Annotated in this window: 18 protein-coding genes; 10 read left to right on the plus strand and 8 right to left on the minus strand. The window is 40.7% G+C overall.

The window, feature by feature from the left end; genetic code table 11:
- The first annotated feature begins 61 nt into the window (after positions 1-61).
- Together I8752_RS01960 and I8752_RS01965 are read left to right on the plus strand one after the other, a co-directional pair.
- The gene (locus tag I8752_RS01960; RefSeq protein WP_214430647.1) at positions 62-805 is read left to right on the plus strand and encodes an ABC transporter ATP-binding protein; all 744 of its coding nucleotides are present in this window, start codon (positions 62-64) and stop codon (positions 803-805) included.
- A 249-nt stretch (positions 806-1,054) separates the two neighbouring features.
- Positions 1,055-1,789, plus strand: a complete 735-nt coding sequence (locus I8752_RS01965; protein WP_214430648.1) for a carbonic anhydrase — start codon at positions 1,055-1,057, stop codon at positions 1,787-1,789.
- Between the two features lie 217 nt (positions 1,790-2,006).
- Here the strand turns inward: I8752_RS01965 and I8752_RS01970 are convergent, their stop codons facing one another.
- Complete coding sequence (locus tag I8752_RS01970; protein WP_214430649.1) at positions 2,007-3,491, minus strand: amidohydrolase family protein; 1,485 nt, start codon at positions 3,489-3,491, stop codon at positions 2,007-2,009.
- Between the two features lie 184 nt (positions 3,492-3,675).
- Here I8752_RS01970 and I8752_RS01975 point away from each other — a divergent pair, with 184 nt between their 5' ends.
- The 3 genes from I8752_RS01975 (at position 3,676) to I8752_RS01985 (ending at position 5,974) form a co-directional block, all read left to right on the plus strand.
- Complete coding sequence (locus I8752_RS01975) at positions 3,676-4,470, plus strand: aspartyl/asparaginyl beta-hydroxylase domain-containing protein (protein ID WP_214430650.1); 795 nt, start codon at positions 3,676-3,678, stop codon at positions 4,468-4,470.
- 75 nt (positions 4,471-4,545) lie between these two features.
- Entirely contained in the window at positions 4,546-5,553 is a 1,008-nt protein-coding gene (locus I8752_RS01980; protein WP_214430651.1) for a zinc-binding dehydrogenase, read from the plus strand.
- 10 nt (positions 5,554-5,563) lie between these two features.
- Positions 5,564-5,974: a nuclear transport factor 2 family protein gene (locus I8752_RS01985; protein WP_214430652.1), complete on the plus strand. Its 411-nt coding sequence runs from the start codon at positions 5,564-5,566 to the stop codon at positions 5,972-5,974.
- Here I8752_RS01985 and I8752_RS01990 read toward each other — a convergent pair.
- Entirely contained in the window at positions 5,971-6,453 is a 483-nt protein-coding gene (locus tag I8752_RS01990; protein WP_214430653.1) for a hypothetical protein, read from the minus strand. The genes I8752_RS01985 and I8752_RS01990 overlap by 4 nt on opposite strands.
- Before the next feature lie 31 nt (positions 6,454-6,484).
- On the opposite strand from I8752_RS01990, the gene I8752_RS01995 reads away from it, so the two are divergent.
- The 3 genes from I8752_RS01995 to I8752_RS02005 all read left to right on the plus strand — a co-directional run bounded on the left by I8752_RS01995 (position 6,485) and on the right by I8752_RS02005 (position 8,262).
- Positions 6,485-6,679 (plus strand): hypothetical protein, encoded by a 195-nt coding sequence (locus tag I8752_RS01995; protein WP_214430654.1) that lies wholly within the window; start codon positions 6,485-6,487, stop codon positions 6,677-6,679.
- 37 nt (positions 6,680-6,716) lie between these two features.
- Entirely contained in the window at positions 6,717-7,841 is a 1,125-nt protein-coding gene (gene bchI, locus I8752_RS02000) for a magnesium chelatase ATPase subunit I (protein WP_214430655.1), read from the plus strand.
- Positions 7,842-7,965: 124 nt separating this feature from the next.
- Positions 7,966-8,262, plus strand: a complete 297-nt coding sequence (locus tag I8752_RS02005; RefSeq protein ID WP_214430714.1) for a hypothetical protein — start codon at positions 7,966-7,968, stop codon at positions 8,260-8,262.
- 70 nt (positions 8,263-8,332) lie between these two features.
- Here the strand turns inward: I8752_RS02005 and I8752_RS02010 are convergent, their stop codons facing one another.
- Together I8752_RS02010 and psaK are read right to left on the minus strand one after the other, a co-directional pair.
- Complete coding sequence (locus I8752_RS02010; protein ID WP_214430656.1) at positions 8,333-9,424, minus strand: nucleotidyltransferase domain-containing protein; 1,092 nt, start codon at positions 9,422-9,424, stop codon at positions 8,333-8,335.
- A gap of 647 nt (positions 9,425-10,071) precedes the next feature.
- Complete coding sequence (psaK, locus tag I8752_RS02015; protein ID WP_214430657.1) at positions 10,072-10,332, minus strand: photosystem I reaction center subunit PsaK; 261 nt, start codon at positions 10,330-10,332, stop codon at positions 10,072-10,074.
- Positions 10,333-10,772: 440 nt separating this feature from the next.
- Here psaK and I8752_RS02020 point away from each other — a divergent pair, with 440 nt between their 5' ends.
- Both I8752_RS02020 and I8752_RS02025 read left to right on the plus strand, forming a co-directional pair.
- Positions 10,773-11,213 (plus strand): SufE family protein, encoded by a 441-nt coding sequence (locus I8752_RS02020; RefSeq protein WP_214430658.1) that lies wholly within the window; start codon positions 10,773-10,775, stop codon positions 11,211-11,213.
- Positions 11,214-11,426: 213 nt separating this feature from the next.
- The gene (locus tag I8752_RS02025; RefSeq protein WP_214430659.1) at positions 11,427-12,338 is read left to right on the plus strand and encodes an alpha/beta fold hydrolase; all 912 of its coding nucleotides are present in this window, start codon (positions 11,427-11,429) and stop codon (positions 12,336-12,338) included.
- A gap of 273 nt (positions 12,339-12,611) precedes the next feature.
- Here the strand turns inward: I8752_RS02025 and I8752_RS02030 are convergent, their stop codons facing one another.
- From I8752_RS02030 to yidD, 4 genes are all read right to left on the minus strand, one after another.
- Complete coding sequence (locus I8752_RS02030; RefSeq protein WP_214430660.1) at positions 12,612-13,400, minus strand: ABC transporter permease; 789 nt, start codon at positions 13,398-13,400, stop codon at positions 12,612-12,614.
- Positions 13,401-13,419: 19 nt separating this feature from the next.
- Positions 13,420-14,400: an ABC transporter ATP-binding protein gene (locus tag I8752_RS02035; protein ID WP_214430661.1), complete on the minus strand. Its 981-nt coding sequence runs from the start codon at positions 14,398-14,400 to the stop codon at positions 13,420-13,422.
- Positions 14,401-14,981: 581 nt separating this feature from the next.
- Complete coding sequence (locus tag I8752_RS02040; RefSeq protein WP_214430662.1) at positions 14,982-16,628, minus strand: ABC1 kinase family protein; 1,647 nt, start codon at positions 16,626-16,628, stop codon at positions 14,982-14,984.
- A 31-nt stretch (positions 16,629-16,659) separates the two neighbouring features.
- Positions 16,660-16,944 carry a membrane protein insertion efficiency factor YidD gene (yidD, locus tag I8752_RS02045; RefSeq protein ID WP_214430663.1) on the minus strand — a complete coding sequence of 95 codons (285 nt, stop codon included), beginning with the start codon at positions 16,942-16,944 and terminating at the stop codon, positions 16,660-16,662.
- Positions 16,945-16,963: the final 19 nt, after the last annotated feature.

Raw genomic sequence — 16,963 nt, forward strand, 5'->3', positions numbered from 1 at the left:
GGCTAAGAAGCGGCGATCGCACTTTGAAATCACTATATTTTGTACCTATTTAAAGGATTTTATGTCAGGTTCAGTAAAGAATTCGGTTCCACTACTAGAAATTCAAAATGTCTACGCTGGATACATTAAAGATGTAGATATCCTGCAAGGTGTGAATTTTTTAGTTGAACCAGGTGAATTGGTGACGGTAATTGGCCCCAATGGCGCTGGAAAATCCACCTTGGCAAAAACTATTTTTGGACTATTAACCCCCCATACAGGCACAATTACTTTTAAAGGTGAGAATATTGCTGGACTAAAGTCAAATCAAATCGTCCAAAAAGGAATGTGCTACGTACCCCAAATTGCTAATGTTTTCCCATCCCTCAGCGTAGAAGAAAATTTAGAAATGGGAGCTTTTGTTCGTAACGTTCCGCTAAAACCCCTCAAAGATCGAATATTTACCATGTTTTCCAGATTAAGCGATCGCCGTCATCAACGCGCTGGTACTCTCTCTGGAGGAGAACGCCAAATGCTAGCTATGGGCAAAGCTTTAATGTTGGAACCTAGTTTGCTGCTATTAGATGAACCTTCTGCTGCTTTATCCCCAATTCTAGTAACGCAAGTGTTCGAGCAGATTAAACAAATTAACCAGAACGGTACTGCCATCGTCTTAGTGGAACAAAATGCTCGTAAAGCTTTAGAAATGGCTCATCGCGGTTATGTGCTTGAATCGGGACGCAATGCCATCTCCGGTCCCGGCCAAGAATTATTGAACGATCCGAAAGTAGGTGAATTGTATTTAGGAGCAGGTAAAGGTCATTAAGAGAGCAGAGGCGGATGAGGGGGATGAGGGAGTAGGGGGAGACAAGGGAGACAAGGGAGAATAACTTGCGACTTGCGACTCCTAACTCAGCACTCAGCACTACTAACGACTGACTCTTGTACAGACGGGATTAATCGCGTCTCTACGCTTACAAAAAATTAAATGACTCTTAAACCGTGTAAAAGCCTACTCTTGCATCCTTGTTGAGTCTGATATCTTCCGGCCAACAAACTGTTGTCAGGTAGATTAATGACTCGAATTAATGGATTTATCGGGCGACGCAATTTTTTCAGGTTAGCAGGTATGGGAGGCTTCGCCATTACCGCTACTGCTTTGGGTGGTAGCCTGATTTGGGGTAAAGAAGCTGCGATCGCTGATGTTAATTCAGCTAACACTAATCCAGTAAACTCTAATCTAGCTTTACAATACTTGCTGGATGGTAATCAAAGATTCGTACATCAAAGACGATTATATCCTCATCAATCGCTACAACATCTGCAATTAGTTGCCAAAGCACAGTATCCATTTGCCGCCATACTAGGTTGTGCAGATTCTAGAGTACCTGCGGAAATTGTCTTCGACCAAGGACTTGGAGATTTATTTGTCGTCCGAGTAGCTGGGAATGTCGCCAGTGATATGGCTATAGGTAGTTTGGAATATGCGACAGCCGTACTGGGTACGCAGTTAATTGTAGTTTTGGGTCATAGAAGATGCGGTGCAGTAGCAGAGGCGATTAAAAATGCTCCTCTTCCTGGCAGAATTGGTTATGTTGTTGAGAGTATCAAACCAGCTTTAGCAAAAGTCAAGTCCACAATTGGCACAGGCGATCGCAATGATGATGCAGTTATTGCCAATATTCAATACCAAGCAGAAAAATTGCAACAGAACTCAATGATTTTGGCCCAATTATTGCACGCTGGCAAACTCAAAATTGTTGGTGCTTATTACGATATCGACACAGGCAAAGTTTCTGCGATCGCTTGAACTTTTCACAATAACATTTGCCTTTGTTGCAGACTCACATTAATTTTGCGTAAATCCCCTAAAAAAGAGCAAACTATTATTGGTAATGTATTTCGTACTGCTATCCAGTGTCCTGTATAGAGAATTAGTATTACATCAAGTGCGACTAATTAATTACTATAATTAAGTGAATATATCCAGAAAGCCTGAAAATTTATTCTTTTTTCATGAGAAGTCTTTAACCAGACACGATATTACTTCTTTTTAAATAAATTCCAGTAGGCGAACCTAAAACCTCTGCGTTGTTATAGATAAGATTTCCGCGTAAAAAGGTACTCTTCACCCGCCCTGTTAACTCTATCCCTTCAAATGGTGTATAACCTTGTTGCGACTCCGACTCAATAGCACGTACCACAAATGTTTCATTCGGGTCTACCAGCACCAAATCAGCATCATAGCCAATGGCAATGTCACCTTTTTCTAACAAACCAAAGCGCCGGGATGGGTTCCAAGATAGTAACTTAGCCATGTGGTTGTAAGACATTCCCCGCTTACTACCTTCACTCAACACACCAGAAAGTAAATATTCTGTACCGCCAAAACCAGACTTTGCCAACCAAATATTATTCGGGTCTTTAGCACTTCTTTTTTGTTCGGCAGAACAGCAAGCATGGTCGCTGACTATCCAATCTACTTGATGGTTGAGTACTGCTTGCCACAAGTATTCTACATCGGCACGGGGACGAATAGGAGGATTGACTTTTGCCCAAGTACCATTAGGAGTATCGACATCTAATAGCAAATGTCCGGCGGTAACTTCTCGGCGAAAGTTAATATGGGGAAAAGCAGTTTGCATAGTTAAAGCTGCTTCCATTGCCTTACGCGAACTCAGGTGCAACAAATTGATATTTACACAGTTAGTCTCATGCGCTAAATAGGAAGCAATACAAATTGCTAATCCTTCAGAATGCGGAGGACGCGCTGCACTATAAGCGTGCAGTCCACTAAGACTAGAATCATTTTCAACTATTTTGGTATAAGCGTTAAGAATTTCGGCAACTTCGCAGTGCAAACTCAAACTGATAGTATCTCGCGCTTCTGGATGTTTTTTCATTAAGCGAGTTAGACCGCGCATAATGAATTCAAAATGGGCGAAATCGTACCGTTCCTCTTTGTTAATCATCAAAAACAGGTTTTGCTGGTCTGACAAACCATGCAACCCATAACCGCCATAAAACATGAAGATTTTAAACGAAGATACGCCATATTCCTCAAATAATAGAGGGATTTCGTCTATATGCTGGCTAGCTATAGGTGCAACGTGATAGCTATAATCAACAAAAAAATTACCTGCGGATAAAGCTAATACTTCTGGGAAAAAATCTTTATAGGAGCCACCTTTATTGAGATAATACTGCCCTGTACGAATGTAATTGAGGCTAGTAGTCACGCCTCCCATTGCGGCTGCTTTGCTTTCGGTCACAGCATCTTGATTCAGGGGTTGATAAATACCAACGTGCATATGAGCATCCACAACCCCAGGAAAGCCTAGCAAATTTTTGCCATCAAATACCTCTTTAGCTGTGTCTGGGCTAATATTAGGAGCAATATCAGTAAATTTTCCATCTTTAATTCCTAAATCTAGTAGTTCGATCGCATCTTGATGGGGACGAACTACCCGCACATTTTTGATAATTCGATCTAATACGGGAGCTTCAGACACAACAGACCTCAGACTAAAATGAGTACATAACCCAAAGTTTTAATGCCAGAACGCTGGGCATGGTGTTTTAGTTAGTGATGAATATCTTAATTTAGTCAAGAATTCCCACATCGTACCGGAACGCAGACCCAATGCGATCGCTATGTAATGATTTTTTATTCAATCAGCTTCGGGAGACAAGACAATGGAAAGTTTTAACGAGTATCATCTCGATCCACAGCAATTTCTTTTTCTAGAAAGGTTTCAAGATAATTGGCAAGTAATTAGAGATGAGTTTACACACTTTATCAATCGTGTATCTCATCAAGAATTAAAGTTTACTTACGAGGTTTTGGGGCCGAAAAATAAAACAATTAAAACTAAAGGTAACGCGAAATATAGTGCTTTTGGTATTTTATTTAAAGGTTTGTTTATTGAAGAATATATTAAATTACATCAAATAGAGTATCCCGATTATGGCTCAGAAGATGCATCACAAAAAGCACTGGTATTAAGAGAGAAATATTTCCCAAATTTGGCTAAAGTCATAGAAAAAGTCAACTCTCATGATGATGCCATCCTCAGAAATGTCTATTTTGGTACGTTCCATCCAGGATTAGATATTAAGCTGCATGTAAATTATAACCCTCACATGAATCGTGGCTATTTAGGATTAATTGTGCCAGAGGGAGATATCGCTATGAAAATTTGCCACGAACAGCTTTATTGGCATGAAGGTAAAATTATGGTTTTAGATCATAGCTATCCCCACTGTCCCCATAATTATACTGATTATGACAGAACTGTTTTGGTTATAGACTTTTTTAAACCAGATAAGCCAAGAGAGGAAGTAATACAATTTGAAAAAGAACAAGTAACACAGCGGATGCAAGATAATCCTTACAGTTTAGGTGTTTTCGGTAAAAGCGATAAAGCTCAAGTAGAAGATTTTATCAAGTATGGTTTAGCTCATCAATTAGAGTGGGATAAAGCTTTATAAGCTTAGATAATTATTATGGTAAAAATATTTAGCTACACAATTAAGTGAAGAGCAAATTGAATCTAGAATGAAAAAATGAATGCAGAAAAATACAGAAAGTTAATAGCAAAGCAATTCAATCGAGATTTTAAATCTGCTGTTGAATTTGTCGAAATTTCTATTGCTAAACCTGCTGCTAATCAAGTTTTAATTCAAAACAAATTTGCTGGAATTAATGGTGGCTTTGACACTTTACTTTGTCGTGGTGATGTTCCCTATATTAACTTAACTCCTCCCTTCGATCTAGGTGTGGAAGCGATGGGAGAGGTTATAGCTATGGGTGAAGATGTTCAAGATTTTCAAATTGGTGATGCTGTTATCACTACAGCACGTGGGGGTGGTTATCGAGAATATCAGGTTGTCGATGCAAACTTGGCGGTGAAGGTACGCCAAACAATACCAGAGTTGCTCACACTAATACCTACAGGTATATCCGCTTTGGTTGCATTGGAACAAGTGGGGGAGATGAAAAGTAATGAAGTGGTTTTAGTGACAGCCGCCGCTGGGGGAACCGGTCATATTGCCGTGCAATTGGCAAAGTTAGCAGGTAATCATGTGATTGGTACTTGCAGTTCTGAAGCTAAGGCACAGTTATTGAAAGAATTAGGTTGCGATCGCATTATCAACTATCGCACAGAAAATCTCAATCAAGTTCTCAAACAAGAATACCCCAATGGCATTAATTTGATTTTCGAGTGTGTGGGTAAACAAGTTTTTGATACTTGTGTTGAAAACTTAGCAGTGCGAGGACGCTTAGTGGTGGTTGGCTTTATTTCTGAATATGCAAAAAATCCAGAATTAATTATTCAATCCCGAATTTATCATCAGCTATTTTGGAAAGCTGCTTCTGTTCGCGGCTTTCTCATGCCTCATTATCAAGAACATACGGCAAAAGCACGCGATCGCCTCTTAAATCTTTTCTACTCTGGTAAACTCAAAGTTACTATTGACCAAACTCAATTTAACGGTATAGAATCCATTCCTACTGCTGTCGAATATCTGCTTAGTGGTAAAAATTGTGGCAAAGTAGTCGTCAGATTTTAGAGCAATGAAGATGACAGAGAATTCAGAAAACACTTTAAAAATTGCTCGGCAGGGTTTTGAGCATTTCACCCAAGGTTTAGCAACAGGTGAATGGCAAGCATTTCTGGACATGCTTACAGAAGATTTTACCTTTTGGTTCCCAACAGGAAAATTCCAGGGTTTAAATGTGGGAAAAGAGCGAGCTAGAGAATTTTTTCAATACGTTTCTGCATCTTTTCCCAGTGGAATTACTATAAATTTAGACCGTTTGACTAGCAATGAGACGACAGTTATTTTTGAATTTCATGATGAGGGTATTTTATTCGGACAGCCTTACAAGAATCGAGTAGCAGTTTCCTTTGATGTGTGTGGAGACAAAATTTGTGGCTATCGAGAGTATTTCGGTAGCGATGGCAAGTCATCTTTATTGACAACTGACTAATGATTGTTGAATTCTTTAAGTTCTCTGCATTTTGCCTCTGCTGCTTGATATGCTGCTAAATATTCCTGACCGCCCAACATAACATCACCATAATATTCATAAGGCGCATCACCATAAATTGGTAACGGATCGTCCTCTGGATAATCTTCTTTTGATTCTTCTATTACTGCTTTTAGTTGCTTGACACTCAAGCTGTGCGCTGCAAAATACCAAAGTTGCTGGGGATCTTTGTCCATATGTGGTAGCGTGGGATCGACAATACTCACAACAGACTCGTTGTCAGAGACATTGCTTAATTCAATCCAACCGTGTTCAATAGGTTGGTATGGCTGTTCGCCCAAAACTAAAAATCCCTGGACATAAATTGCCCCTTTAGTTGCCAATGCTGCTCTGTAAGCATTCTCAAAGGGCGTATCGCCTTTGCTTTTAATGCTTTCAGCAATTTTGAGAGAAAGCGTTTCATCCAATGCTTTGTTCATCTAAACCGAGGAGCGGAGCGCCGACTACAATATGCTATCACCAGGACAGTGGTTAGTTGTCTTAGAGACGCGATTATACTCTTACGAGCGTCTACGCGTCTGTACAAGAGTCAGTTGTCAGTGGTCAGTTGTCAGTTGTGCTGAGTTAGGAGTCAAGAATTCTCCCTCATCCCCCTCATCTCCCTCATCTCCCTCATCCCCCTACACCCTAACTGTGGCACAATAAAAAATTGTAATAAGAAAAATATTATTAAGGTAATTTAGTGACTCCAACTGCTCAATCCACGTCAAGTGCGCGTCGCGTGGTATTTCCATTTACGGCAATTGTGGGCCAGGAAGAGATGAAACTGGCGCTGCTGCTGAACGTGATTGACCCCAAAATCGGTGGTGTAATGATTATGGGCGATCGCGGTACTGGCAAATCCACAACTATCCGGGCATTAGCTGACCTATTGCCAGAAATCCCTGTGGTTGCCAATGACCCTTTCAATAGCGACCCCAGCGACCCTGATTTGATGAGCGATGAAGTCCGTCTCAAGTTGGAACAAGGGGGAGAAATTCCCGTAGATCGTAAAAAAGTCCAAATGGTAGACCTGCCGCTAGGAGCAACAGAAGACCGAGTTTGCGGCACTATTGACATCGAGAAAGCTTTATCTGAAGGTGTAAAAGCTTTTGAACCGGGACTGCTGGCTAAGGCTAACCGTGGCATTCTCTACGTGGATGAAGTCAACTTACTGGACGACCATTTAGTAGATGTGTTACTTGATTCGGCAGCAAGTGGCTGGAACACTGTAGAGCGAGAAGGCATTTCTATCCGTCACCCAGCTAGATTTGTACTTGTTGGTTCGGGGAACCCAGAAGAAGGTGAATTGCGTCCTCAACTTTTAGACCGCTTTGGGATGCACGCAGAAATTCACACTGTCAAAGAACCAGCCTTGCGGGTGCAAATCGTCGAACAAAGAGCAGAATTCGATCAAAATCCCCTAGTATTTCTGGAAAAATATAAATCCGAACAAGAAGCACTGCAACAAAAAATAGTCAACGCTCAAAATTTGTTGAGCGAAGTCAAAAGTGAGTACGATTTGCGAGTGAAAATTTCTGAGGTCTGTTCGGAACTAGATGTAGATGGTTTACGGGGTGACATTGTTACTAACCGCGCCGCAAAAGCGTTAACAGCATTTGAAGGGCGTACTGAAGTTACAGTTGATGATATCCGCCGCGTCATAACTTTATGTCTGCGTCACAGACTGCGGAAAGACCCCTTAGAGTCGATTGATTCCGGCTACAAAGTAGAAAAAGCTTTTGCCCGGATCTTTGGCGTGGAACTATTAGACGATGATGCCGCACAGAAAAACGGTGTAGGTCAAAAGTTAGGGGTTAGAAATTAAAAATTAGGAGAGGCGCGATTAATCGCGTTTTAGGAGAGACGCGATTAATCGCGTCTGTACAAGAGTTTTGAATGAAAAGCTAATTCCTAACTCAGCACTCAGAACTCAGCACTCATCAACCGCTATGAGATTTTGGAATTTTTGGTTAAACAGTTTTATTTTAGCTAGCCAATACAACCCACCTCGGTTTGTAGAGTTACTGATGCTCATGCTAGCGATCGCAATGTTGGCTATTGGGACTATTTCACCAGATAAACCTTATTTAGTACTAGGCTTAAGTCTTGTAGTCGGAGCATCTATCTCTATTTTAGTACGAGAAGCGATCGCGCCCTCACCCCAAACACGAGTCACACAACTTACAGCATTATTATTGCTTTTAATTAGCCTTTATGGCTTTGCCGATTTACTTCAAACTCTCTAATTAGTTCTTTGTCAATTGTCAGTTGCTATTGACAACTGACAACTGACAACTGACCACTGACAACTGACAACTAACTCCACCCCTGCATTTCTACCAGTTCCATAGACAACTGATTAATTCGTTCTAAATCTGGTTTAGAAGGTAAGCTTGATTGTTCGTAAACAATTTCCATTTGAGCAACCAAATCTTCTGCCATCTTCATTACCTGTTCGTAAGAATACTCTCCTTTGAGGATGGCTCTTAAATCCTCAACATCACCAGCTATCCTCCTATCTACAATGACTTCCCCTTTCTGCAATATTTCTAGCCCACTGCGTAACAATCTAACGCAGTGCATTCCATGCTTGAGGTCAAAACCAGACTTTCTTTCCATTTCTGCCCTCACCGGATTTCTATTTTCTTGCCATGACAAATAAGCTTTCCATTCTCTCAAAGCTATTTGATAGTTTTGACTTTTTTGCAGCAGTCGAATAAAATCCTTACGGCTATTAGTTAATTTTTGAGTATACTCTAAAGTTACATCGGGGAAAGAATACTGTTTCAGTACTCCTTTAAAATCAATATCTGCCGTCAGCAATTGATATAATTGTTCGGCTTCTTCCAGAAACTCAATTCTTCCTCTAATTAAATTATAGAGATACTCTAAAAAAGCATTTAACTCATCTTTGATTAGCGGGGCTTCATCTTCTATCCCAAAATCCGATGGTAGTGGCTTCTTTTGCGGCGGATTTAATAACCATTTCCGATGGGTTTCCATCTTTTTAATTTGGGCAAAAGCATAACCAGAGTAAGTATGTTTTACTTTTTTACTTAAGAATATTTTTTTATGACTAATTAAGTGTTGACCTACTGAAGTTAAAACAGGATAGTTATTTAACCATAACAATTCTAAAACATTGGGATTTGCACCCGATAATAATTGCAAAATTTTCTTTAATTCGTATATAACTGTATCTTTATTGCTATCGAGAAAAGGAAATACACCAGGTTCATCCCAACCAGTATCTTTTTGTTCTATGCGGTCAAATCCCAAGTAGTATCTTTTGGGTGCTATAAATACTCCCCGAAAATCAAAGTCTGATTCGGGACGATTTAACCCATAGCCGTGGCTACCTGCTAAACCAATCAAAATCGTTCTTTGTTCAACTTCTATTCTTTTCATATCATCAAATTAAAATATAGTCATTTTAACTCACGGATTGAATATGGAAAGTAGAGAAAAAAATACTGAATGCAAAGAAACGCAAGCATTTGCCCCCGTACTACTGAGTCACCGAAGTTTACATGAGGGGAAACCGTGCAAAGATTTTTCTGTGCAAGCAACTGATTAAACTTCTCGCCGAGTTAAAAAAGAAATATTTTCATGCTTGTGTTGTACTCAATCTATTACACAAGAAAATCTGAGCAAGGAAGTTCCATGCTCAGATTAGTTAGTGCTGTTCTGTGTCTGTATTAACTACAGTAATAACGAGCAAAATTATGCGTCTCAAATGAAATTAATTGATGAAGATGTTTGAAAAGCTTTGAATAATGACCTCTAAAGTAGGTGTAGGGTACAGGAGTGTGAGGGTATAAGTGAGTAAAACCCTTACACTCAGGCTTAAAAAACGACCTTTTTGCCTCAGTCCTAGTATATTTAATATGAAAAAGCTAGAGAAAAAACTCTCTAGCTCATGAAATCAGACAAAAAATAATCAATCTAACGCTTAATTGAGCTAACAACCTGAAGCAGTTACAGAAATAACTGTCCAGTCGGAAAAAGTTAAGAAGCTTATTTGACAAGCTTTCTTAAGCTTCTACTTGCTTGCCCTAGATTCTCCCCAAATTATGCAGTCCTAAGATAGTACCTACTCCTAAGATGTGACCAAAGGCAGTAGTTGCCAATAAGGCAGGCAGACCAAAACCACCAAAGAAATTGGATGATGGTAAGGCTGGTTCTGCATTAGGATACTTAATCGTAGATTTGCCAAAAGCAATGGCAATAACATTGGCGAGAATCATAATCACCCCAACTGTAGGACTCCATTGTAGGGGTGTGGTTGCAGCAGCGAGTAAGGTTGAAGTCAACACCTGATTTGCTCCTGAAGTTTATTAATGATTGAAAACATAATCTGAGAATTGCTGAAGTCAATTCAAGAAAAAACCTGTTTTTGCATCAATATTTAACAGTTATTTTCAATACTTAATAAAAATCTTATACTGGTGCTTTAGAAATTAAGGGTTGAGATTTTCTGGCTGACACCAGAAGCCGCGATCGCCAGAATCGTTAAAATAAAAGTAGCAAACCAAAAAATTTTCTTGATAGACGTATATCTAGGTTGACTTAGTATTGATAGATACAGCGGTATTTGATTCATAATCATTGGCGATCGCATAAATTCCCTAGCTAGAACAGCATATAGTTAACAATAGTTGTTATGGCTAGCTCATACACTAAAGTGAAGTAAAAGCGCGATCGCTCGAAAGATAATTTACACTCAAGGTGATGGCGATTATTTGCAGCTTCTGTTATGTCTTCTACTCTAGATTCTTTACCACCTGCTCTTGCTAAAATTGTCCAGCGCTTTCAACGTGCTACCGATCCTAAGCGACGCTACGAACAACTGATCTGGTATGCTCAGAAGCTCAACGACTTTCCAGAAGTTGATAAAGTACCAGAAAACAAAGTTCCTGGTTGCGTTTCTCAGGTCTATATTACAGCCGTGCTAGACGATGGTAAGGTTGTGTTTCAAGGAGATTCTGATTCTCAATTAACCAAAGGTTTGGTAGGACTTTTGGTTGAAGGATTAAATGGATTAACTCCTACAGAAATTGTCCAACTTACTCCAGATTTTATTCAGGCCACTGGTTTGAATGTCAGCCTCACACCTTCTCGCGCGAATGGATTTTATAACATTTTTAAAACCATGCAAAAAAAAGCGTTGGAATGTAAATTAGAATTACCTAACTAAAAAGTTAGAAGTTAGTAATTGTGAGTTATGAGTTATGAATTCATAACTCTATTTCTGCCAAACTAAGTACTAAAAAGGTTAAAAATCAATATTCTATAGTTCTTTCCACTTATATTGCAACAATACTAAAAAAGAATAATTTCTCAATCAACACCTTATTAGAGGTACTCCTAACTCCTAATTTTTAACTATTAACTTCAGAAATTTAGTGTCATGTCAACTAATTTATTATCAACTAACGAGCCTGTAGCATTTGGTGGAGTAGTTCAAGAATATCGCTGGAACTGGGACAACCAATCTCTGCACGTCGTTTATGAAACCATTGGTAAAGGTTCGCCACTATTGCTACTACCAGCTTTCAGTAGCGTTTCGACGCGTTCGGAAATGGGCGAACTTGCTAAATTACTAGCTCCTCACTTTCAAGTTGTAGCAGTAGATTGGCCTGGATTTGGAGAATCTTCTCGTCCAAGTTTAGATTACCGACCAGAAATATATCAGCAATTTTTGGAAGATTTTGTTAAAGCTGTTTTTAATACTGCAATTACCGTAGTTGCAGCTGGTCATGCTGCTAGTTACGTATTGCGACTAGCAGTAAAACAGCCTGCTATTTTCTCTCGAATTGTGTTAACCGCTCCCACTTGGCGTGGGCCTTTGCCGACAATGGGGGCAAATCCCCAGATAGCTGGTATGGTTAGAGGATTGGTGCGATCGCCTCTCATCGGTCAAATCCTTTACAAACTTAACACTCTGCCATCTTTTCTAGATTTCATGTACCGTCGCCATGTCTTTACCGATGCGGCTAAACTTACTCCCAGTTTCATTGACAAAAAGTGGCAAACAACTCAACAGCCAGGAGCGAGATTTGCTTCTGCTGCTTTCGTGACTGGAAATATCGATGCTGTACGCAAGCAATCTGATTTTCTGACACTCGTGCAGTCCTTATCCGTGCCCCTGATGATAGTAATTGGCGAATCCAGCCCACCAAAATCACGAGAAGAAATGGACGCTATAGTAGCTTTACCAGGAGTAAGAAGCGTGGTAATTCCTGGTTCCTTAGGGCTGCACGAGGAATATCCAATAGAGGTTTTAGCAGCAGTTCAGGATTTTTTATTCTCCCCAACTTAGCCAAATAATAGAGGATGAGAGCGGAGGAGATGGGGAAAAAGAAGCTCATTTAGATACAATCTTTTTCACCAAGAAGCTCCGGGGCGGGGAGTTCTTAGCAAGGGTAGCAAGCCCTGCCCCAAAGGCTGTGGAAAGGAGTGGAACATGGGAAGCCCCGCCCTTCTGGGGCGCTCTTACTGGGCGCAGTACAAGCTCCGTCTCAGTTTTCCCCCTTGCTCTCTGTCCCCTGCTCCCCTGCCTCTTTTGACCTCTGCCCCTCTTGCCTTCCTTTAATTAAGCTCCCATACCAGAATACCGCTTCAACCCCGCACGCCACAGTAAGCGGTTGCCACCTACAAATATTAATATCCAACCCAGTATTGATAAAAATCCCCGCCCTACATCTACAGGTAGCCCTACTAAAAGACTTGCGGGGAAATCAATTAAGTAAGGAAAAGGTGTAAATAAAACTATCGCCCGTACAGACTCAGGAAACACATCTAAAGGGGCAATCATCCCAGAGAAAAACAAAAAGAATAAAAACCAGAAACTTTCTAAAGCGCTAGCCCGTTCCGTCCAAAAAGCAAATAAAGCAAAAGTGTACTGAATTGCAAACCGCAAAATAAAAGCTAGCGTCACCGCTAATGTAAATAGCAACAGTTGACTCAAATTCGGCAGCCAAAAAGCTTGGGGATATAGTAAGAAAAACAAGGCTATTAAAAGAAGTGCAAATGGTATGCGAGTAATTCTTTCAGAAACATGAGCCGCAATGTGATGCCATACTGGATCGAGCGGCTGTAGCAACTTAGGCGAGAGCTTACCTTCCACTACATCCTTTTCAAATTCCCAAACTACCCAGACAACTGTAATTTGCCTAACAACAAAAACTGTGAGAAAGTAACGGGCAAAATCTACAGGTGTCAAACCGAACTTACCACCTTGTGCTGCTTGTATCCAGACACCCATAAGGATAATTGGTAAAGCCCCAGACAAAACCCATAAGATCATTTCCGCCCGATATTCAAGCATATAGGCGTAGTATACAGAAAGCAAAGTCACAGCTTTCCTAATAGCTTGCTTCATTTATTAATTCCTTACTCGTTTAAACAACTCCTGCTTGAAAAACTCGTCCAATTACTTCTTCTACAGGTGGTTCGCTTACTGTTAAATCAATTATTTCCAAATCAGCTAAAATATGAGAAACTGTCTTAGTTAGTGCCTCTTGTTGTACCATAAAACACACCGCTCGCCCTTCCAAAAGTTGTACATCACCATAAAGCATAAGTTTTTCTAGCGGTAAAGGTTGGGCTAACTCTACACGAACTTCACGATAAGGGGCAAAACGTTCCAGCAGTCCATCTAAGCTGCCGTCATACATCAGTTTTCCTTGATGAATCAACAGCACCCGTTGACACAAAGCCGTAATATCAGCCATGTAATGGCTAGTTAATAATATTGTCGCTTGATAACGCTGATTGTACTCGCGCAAAAAATCACGCACTGCCACTTGAGCATTCACATCCAGTCCTAAGGTTGGCTCATCCAAAAATAATATGTGAGGGCGATGCAAAAGTGCTGCCAATAGCTCTGCTTTCATCCGCTCGCCCAAAGACAGTTTCCGTACAGGTTGAGTAAGCTTACCTTCTAAAGAAAGCATCTCAGTTAATTCTCCTACTCGCCGCTGAAACTCTTTATCAGAGATGTTGTATACAGCAGCATTAATTTTTAACGAATCCAAAGCTGGTAAGTCCCAAATAAGTTGCTGTTTTTGCCCCATTACCAAAGTAATTTTTTGCAAAAATGCCTCTTGGCGCAGAAACGGAATATGTCCAGCAACCCTGACTACACCGCTTGAAGCATGAATTAGCCCTGTGAGCATTTTCAGCGTAGTCGTTTTACCCGCACCATTTGGCCCTAAAAATCCCACTACCTCACCTGGAGCAATTTCAAAGGAAACGTCCTGAACTGCTTTAATTGAACGGTAGGTACGCCGGAAAAAGTGGGTAATTGTACCTTTAAGACCTGGTTCTTTGACAGCTACCGGATAAAATTTACTTAGATTTTCAGCAATAATTATTGACATAAACTCTATGTTAAAACCACAGATACACACTGCGAACTGTGAGAAATTTGTTAACGAGCTACATATTAATTTGAAACAGAAGCACAGATTCTGATTGAAGATTAAAGTTTGATTCTGGTTTGAATGCGATGCGATCGCTATCTAAATATTCAATTTTTTGCCTAAAAAATATATTCTTTGTGTACGGGGCTTACGCATAAAAATTACTGCTAAAGGGCGTATTTGCAATGTGCTTATGCTGTCAAATATATTGTCAGCACATAAAAACTACTGCGTTCCCCATGCACAAACTTCGACGATAGTGCAACCAAAGAAACAAAGTGTCCTTGGAGGTTTTAACATCGGGAAACCTTATTTGAGACCTGTCTAAAGCAGTGTGGACAATAGTTTTTTGCAGTTGCTACATTTTTAGCGTTAAAAGAGGGTTTATTCGAGCGACGCTCTTAAGCTAATGTGAGTTCGACAAGCCTTTTTTGACGAAACTCAGGTAAAAGCCTCGCCCGCAAGTGGCGCGGTCTTTTAACTCAGCACTCTTGATTCACTCACTCCTCACTTCTTTATTTAAGTTAAAAGCCTAAATTTTACCGCAAACGCCCCGATCGCAAAGTACTGATAATTAACCACAATCCCAACAAACTGGCGGCAGCAAATAGGACGCTACTTAAAAAAGATAGTTCGGATGTCTGAGCTTTGGTTGTAATAATTGCTGCCCCCATAATCAGGGAACCTACTAAAATGCTAAAAGATAATCGATTGGCAGCATCATCCATAGTTCGCCGCACTCCATCTAAACCACGTAGCGATAAATTCCACTGCAAGGTTTCTGAAGTCAGTCGGTCTAATAACAGTTCAATTTGCCGAGGAGATTGTAAAGAGAGACTTTTAATATCTAAGGCTGTTCTCAGGAGCGATCGCACAGGATTATCACCTAATAGTTGCCTGCGAAACAAATCTGTAATTAATGGCTTGATCTCATCAAAAAAATTCAACTCTGGATTGAAGGTACGCGCCACGCCCTCTAAGTTCGCTAGGGTTTTGGCATACAAGCCCATATTGCTAGGCAACCTAATTTTATTGTTGCGGGCGACTTGCAAAATTTCATAAATTATCTGACTGAAGTTGATTTCCGTCAGACTGACATTGTGATACTTTCGCAACATGCGATCGTAATCATTTTCTAGGCGAGACATAATTACAGGCTGGCGAGAATCTGCTAGCTGCAAAGTTAATTGAGCGCATCTGCCTGCATCTAAATCAACGATCGCCAACAACATTTCTGTTAATATCTGCTGAGTGCGCGGATCGAGTCTTCCCACCATCCCGCAGTCTAAAAGCGCAACGCGACCATCCTTGAGATAAAATAAATTTCCGGGATGGGGGTCGGCGTGAAAAAATCCATCTATATATAGTTGTTGAAAAAATGCTCGAAACAACAAAGTGGTAATTGCTTGGCGTTCGGCTACTGGATCTTTACCATTTGTATTATTATTCAAATCTGCCGCCAGGAAAGGTACTCCATCCAGCCATTCCATTACGAGTAATTTTTCTGTGGTTAAGTTCCAGTAAATTTCTGCAACTACCAATTGTGTGGGATCGAACCACCGACTGCGCGATAAATTACGTCGCAACTCGTCTGTGTAGCCAGCTTCGCGTGTAAAGTCCAACTCAGCTTCCAGCGCTTTGGTAAACTCTTCCGCGACAGATTTGATTTCGTAGGTTTGCCCAAAGTCAGTGCGGGCTACCAAATCGGCAATACCTTGGATTAAAGCAATATCTTGAGCAATTGTGGCATCAATCCCCGGACGTTGCACTTTCAGCGCTACTTCTCGACCATCTACTAATGTAGCTCGATGCGTCTGGGCAATCGATCCCGCAGCTACGGGGACGGGATTAATTGTACTGAACGTTTCTTCTAGGGGACGTTTTAACTGTTTGCGGATGACTACTTCTATATCTGACCAGGGAACTGGCGGTACTTCGTCTTGCAGAGTAGAAAGTTCCTCAATGTAACTAGCACTAAGTAAATCTGGACGAGTGGAGAGTAGTTGACCGAGTTTGACATAAACTGGCCCCAAATCCACCAAAATATTTTTTAAAACCGCAGGTGTGGGTAACTGGGGTTCATCGGTTTTGCCACCAGTCAGCAACCGCCGCATATAGTCCCAGCCGTTGCGGAGGACTACTTCAATAATTTCTCGTTGACGGGGAACAGTTTGAGTGAGGAACATTTTTGTTAGGAACTGCAAAAACGCAGGGCGATTAGAGGGGTAAGCAACAAGGAATAATAAAAAAACGGCATTCCGAATCGGCTAAAGCTTTGCTTGCTGTGGCGCAGTCTCGGAATCTTTGTCTGGATGATTTGACTGCTTGTGCAAGGTTCTGTTGGTTCAGCATTCTTTTGACGTAATTAGAGCAAGAATCACCTCCATGCAATCGGCAATAAGGACAAGAAAAGCCTTTGGCGGGAGAAATATATTTTTGATAGCCATTAATAGAGTGAATGGCGATCGCCTTAGCTAGAGGCTCAAAACTGACGATTTCCATTGCTGTCGCCTAAAAATTA

This window comes from Dendronalium phyllosphericum CENA369, assembly GCF_016056275.1.
Classification (GTDB): Bacteria; Cyanobacteriota; Cyanobacteriia; order Cyanobacteriales; family Nostocaceae; genus Dendronalium; species Dendronalium phyllosphericum.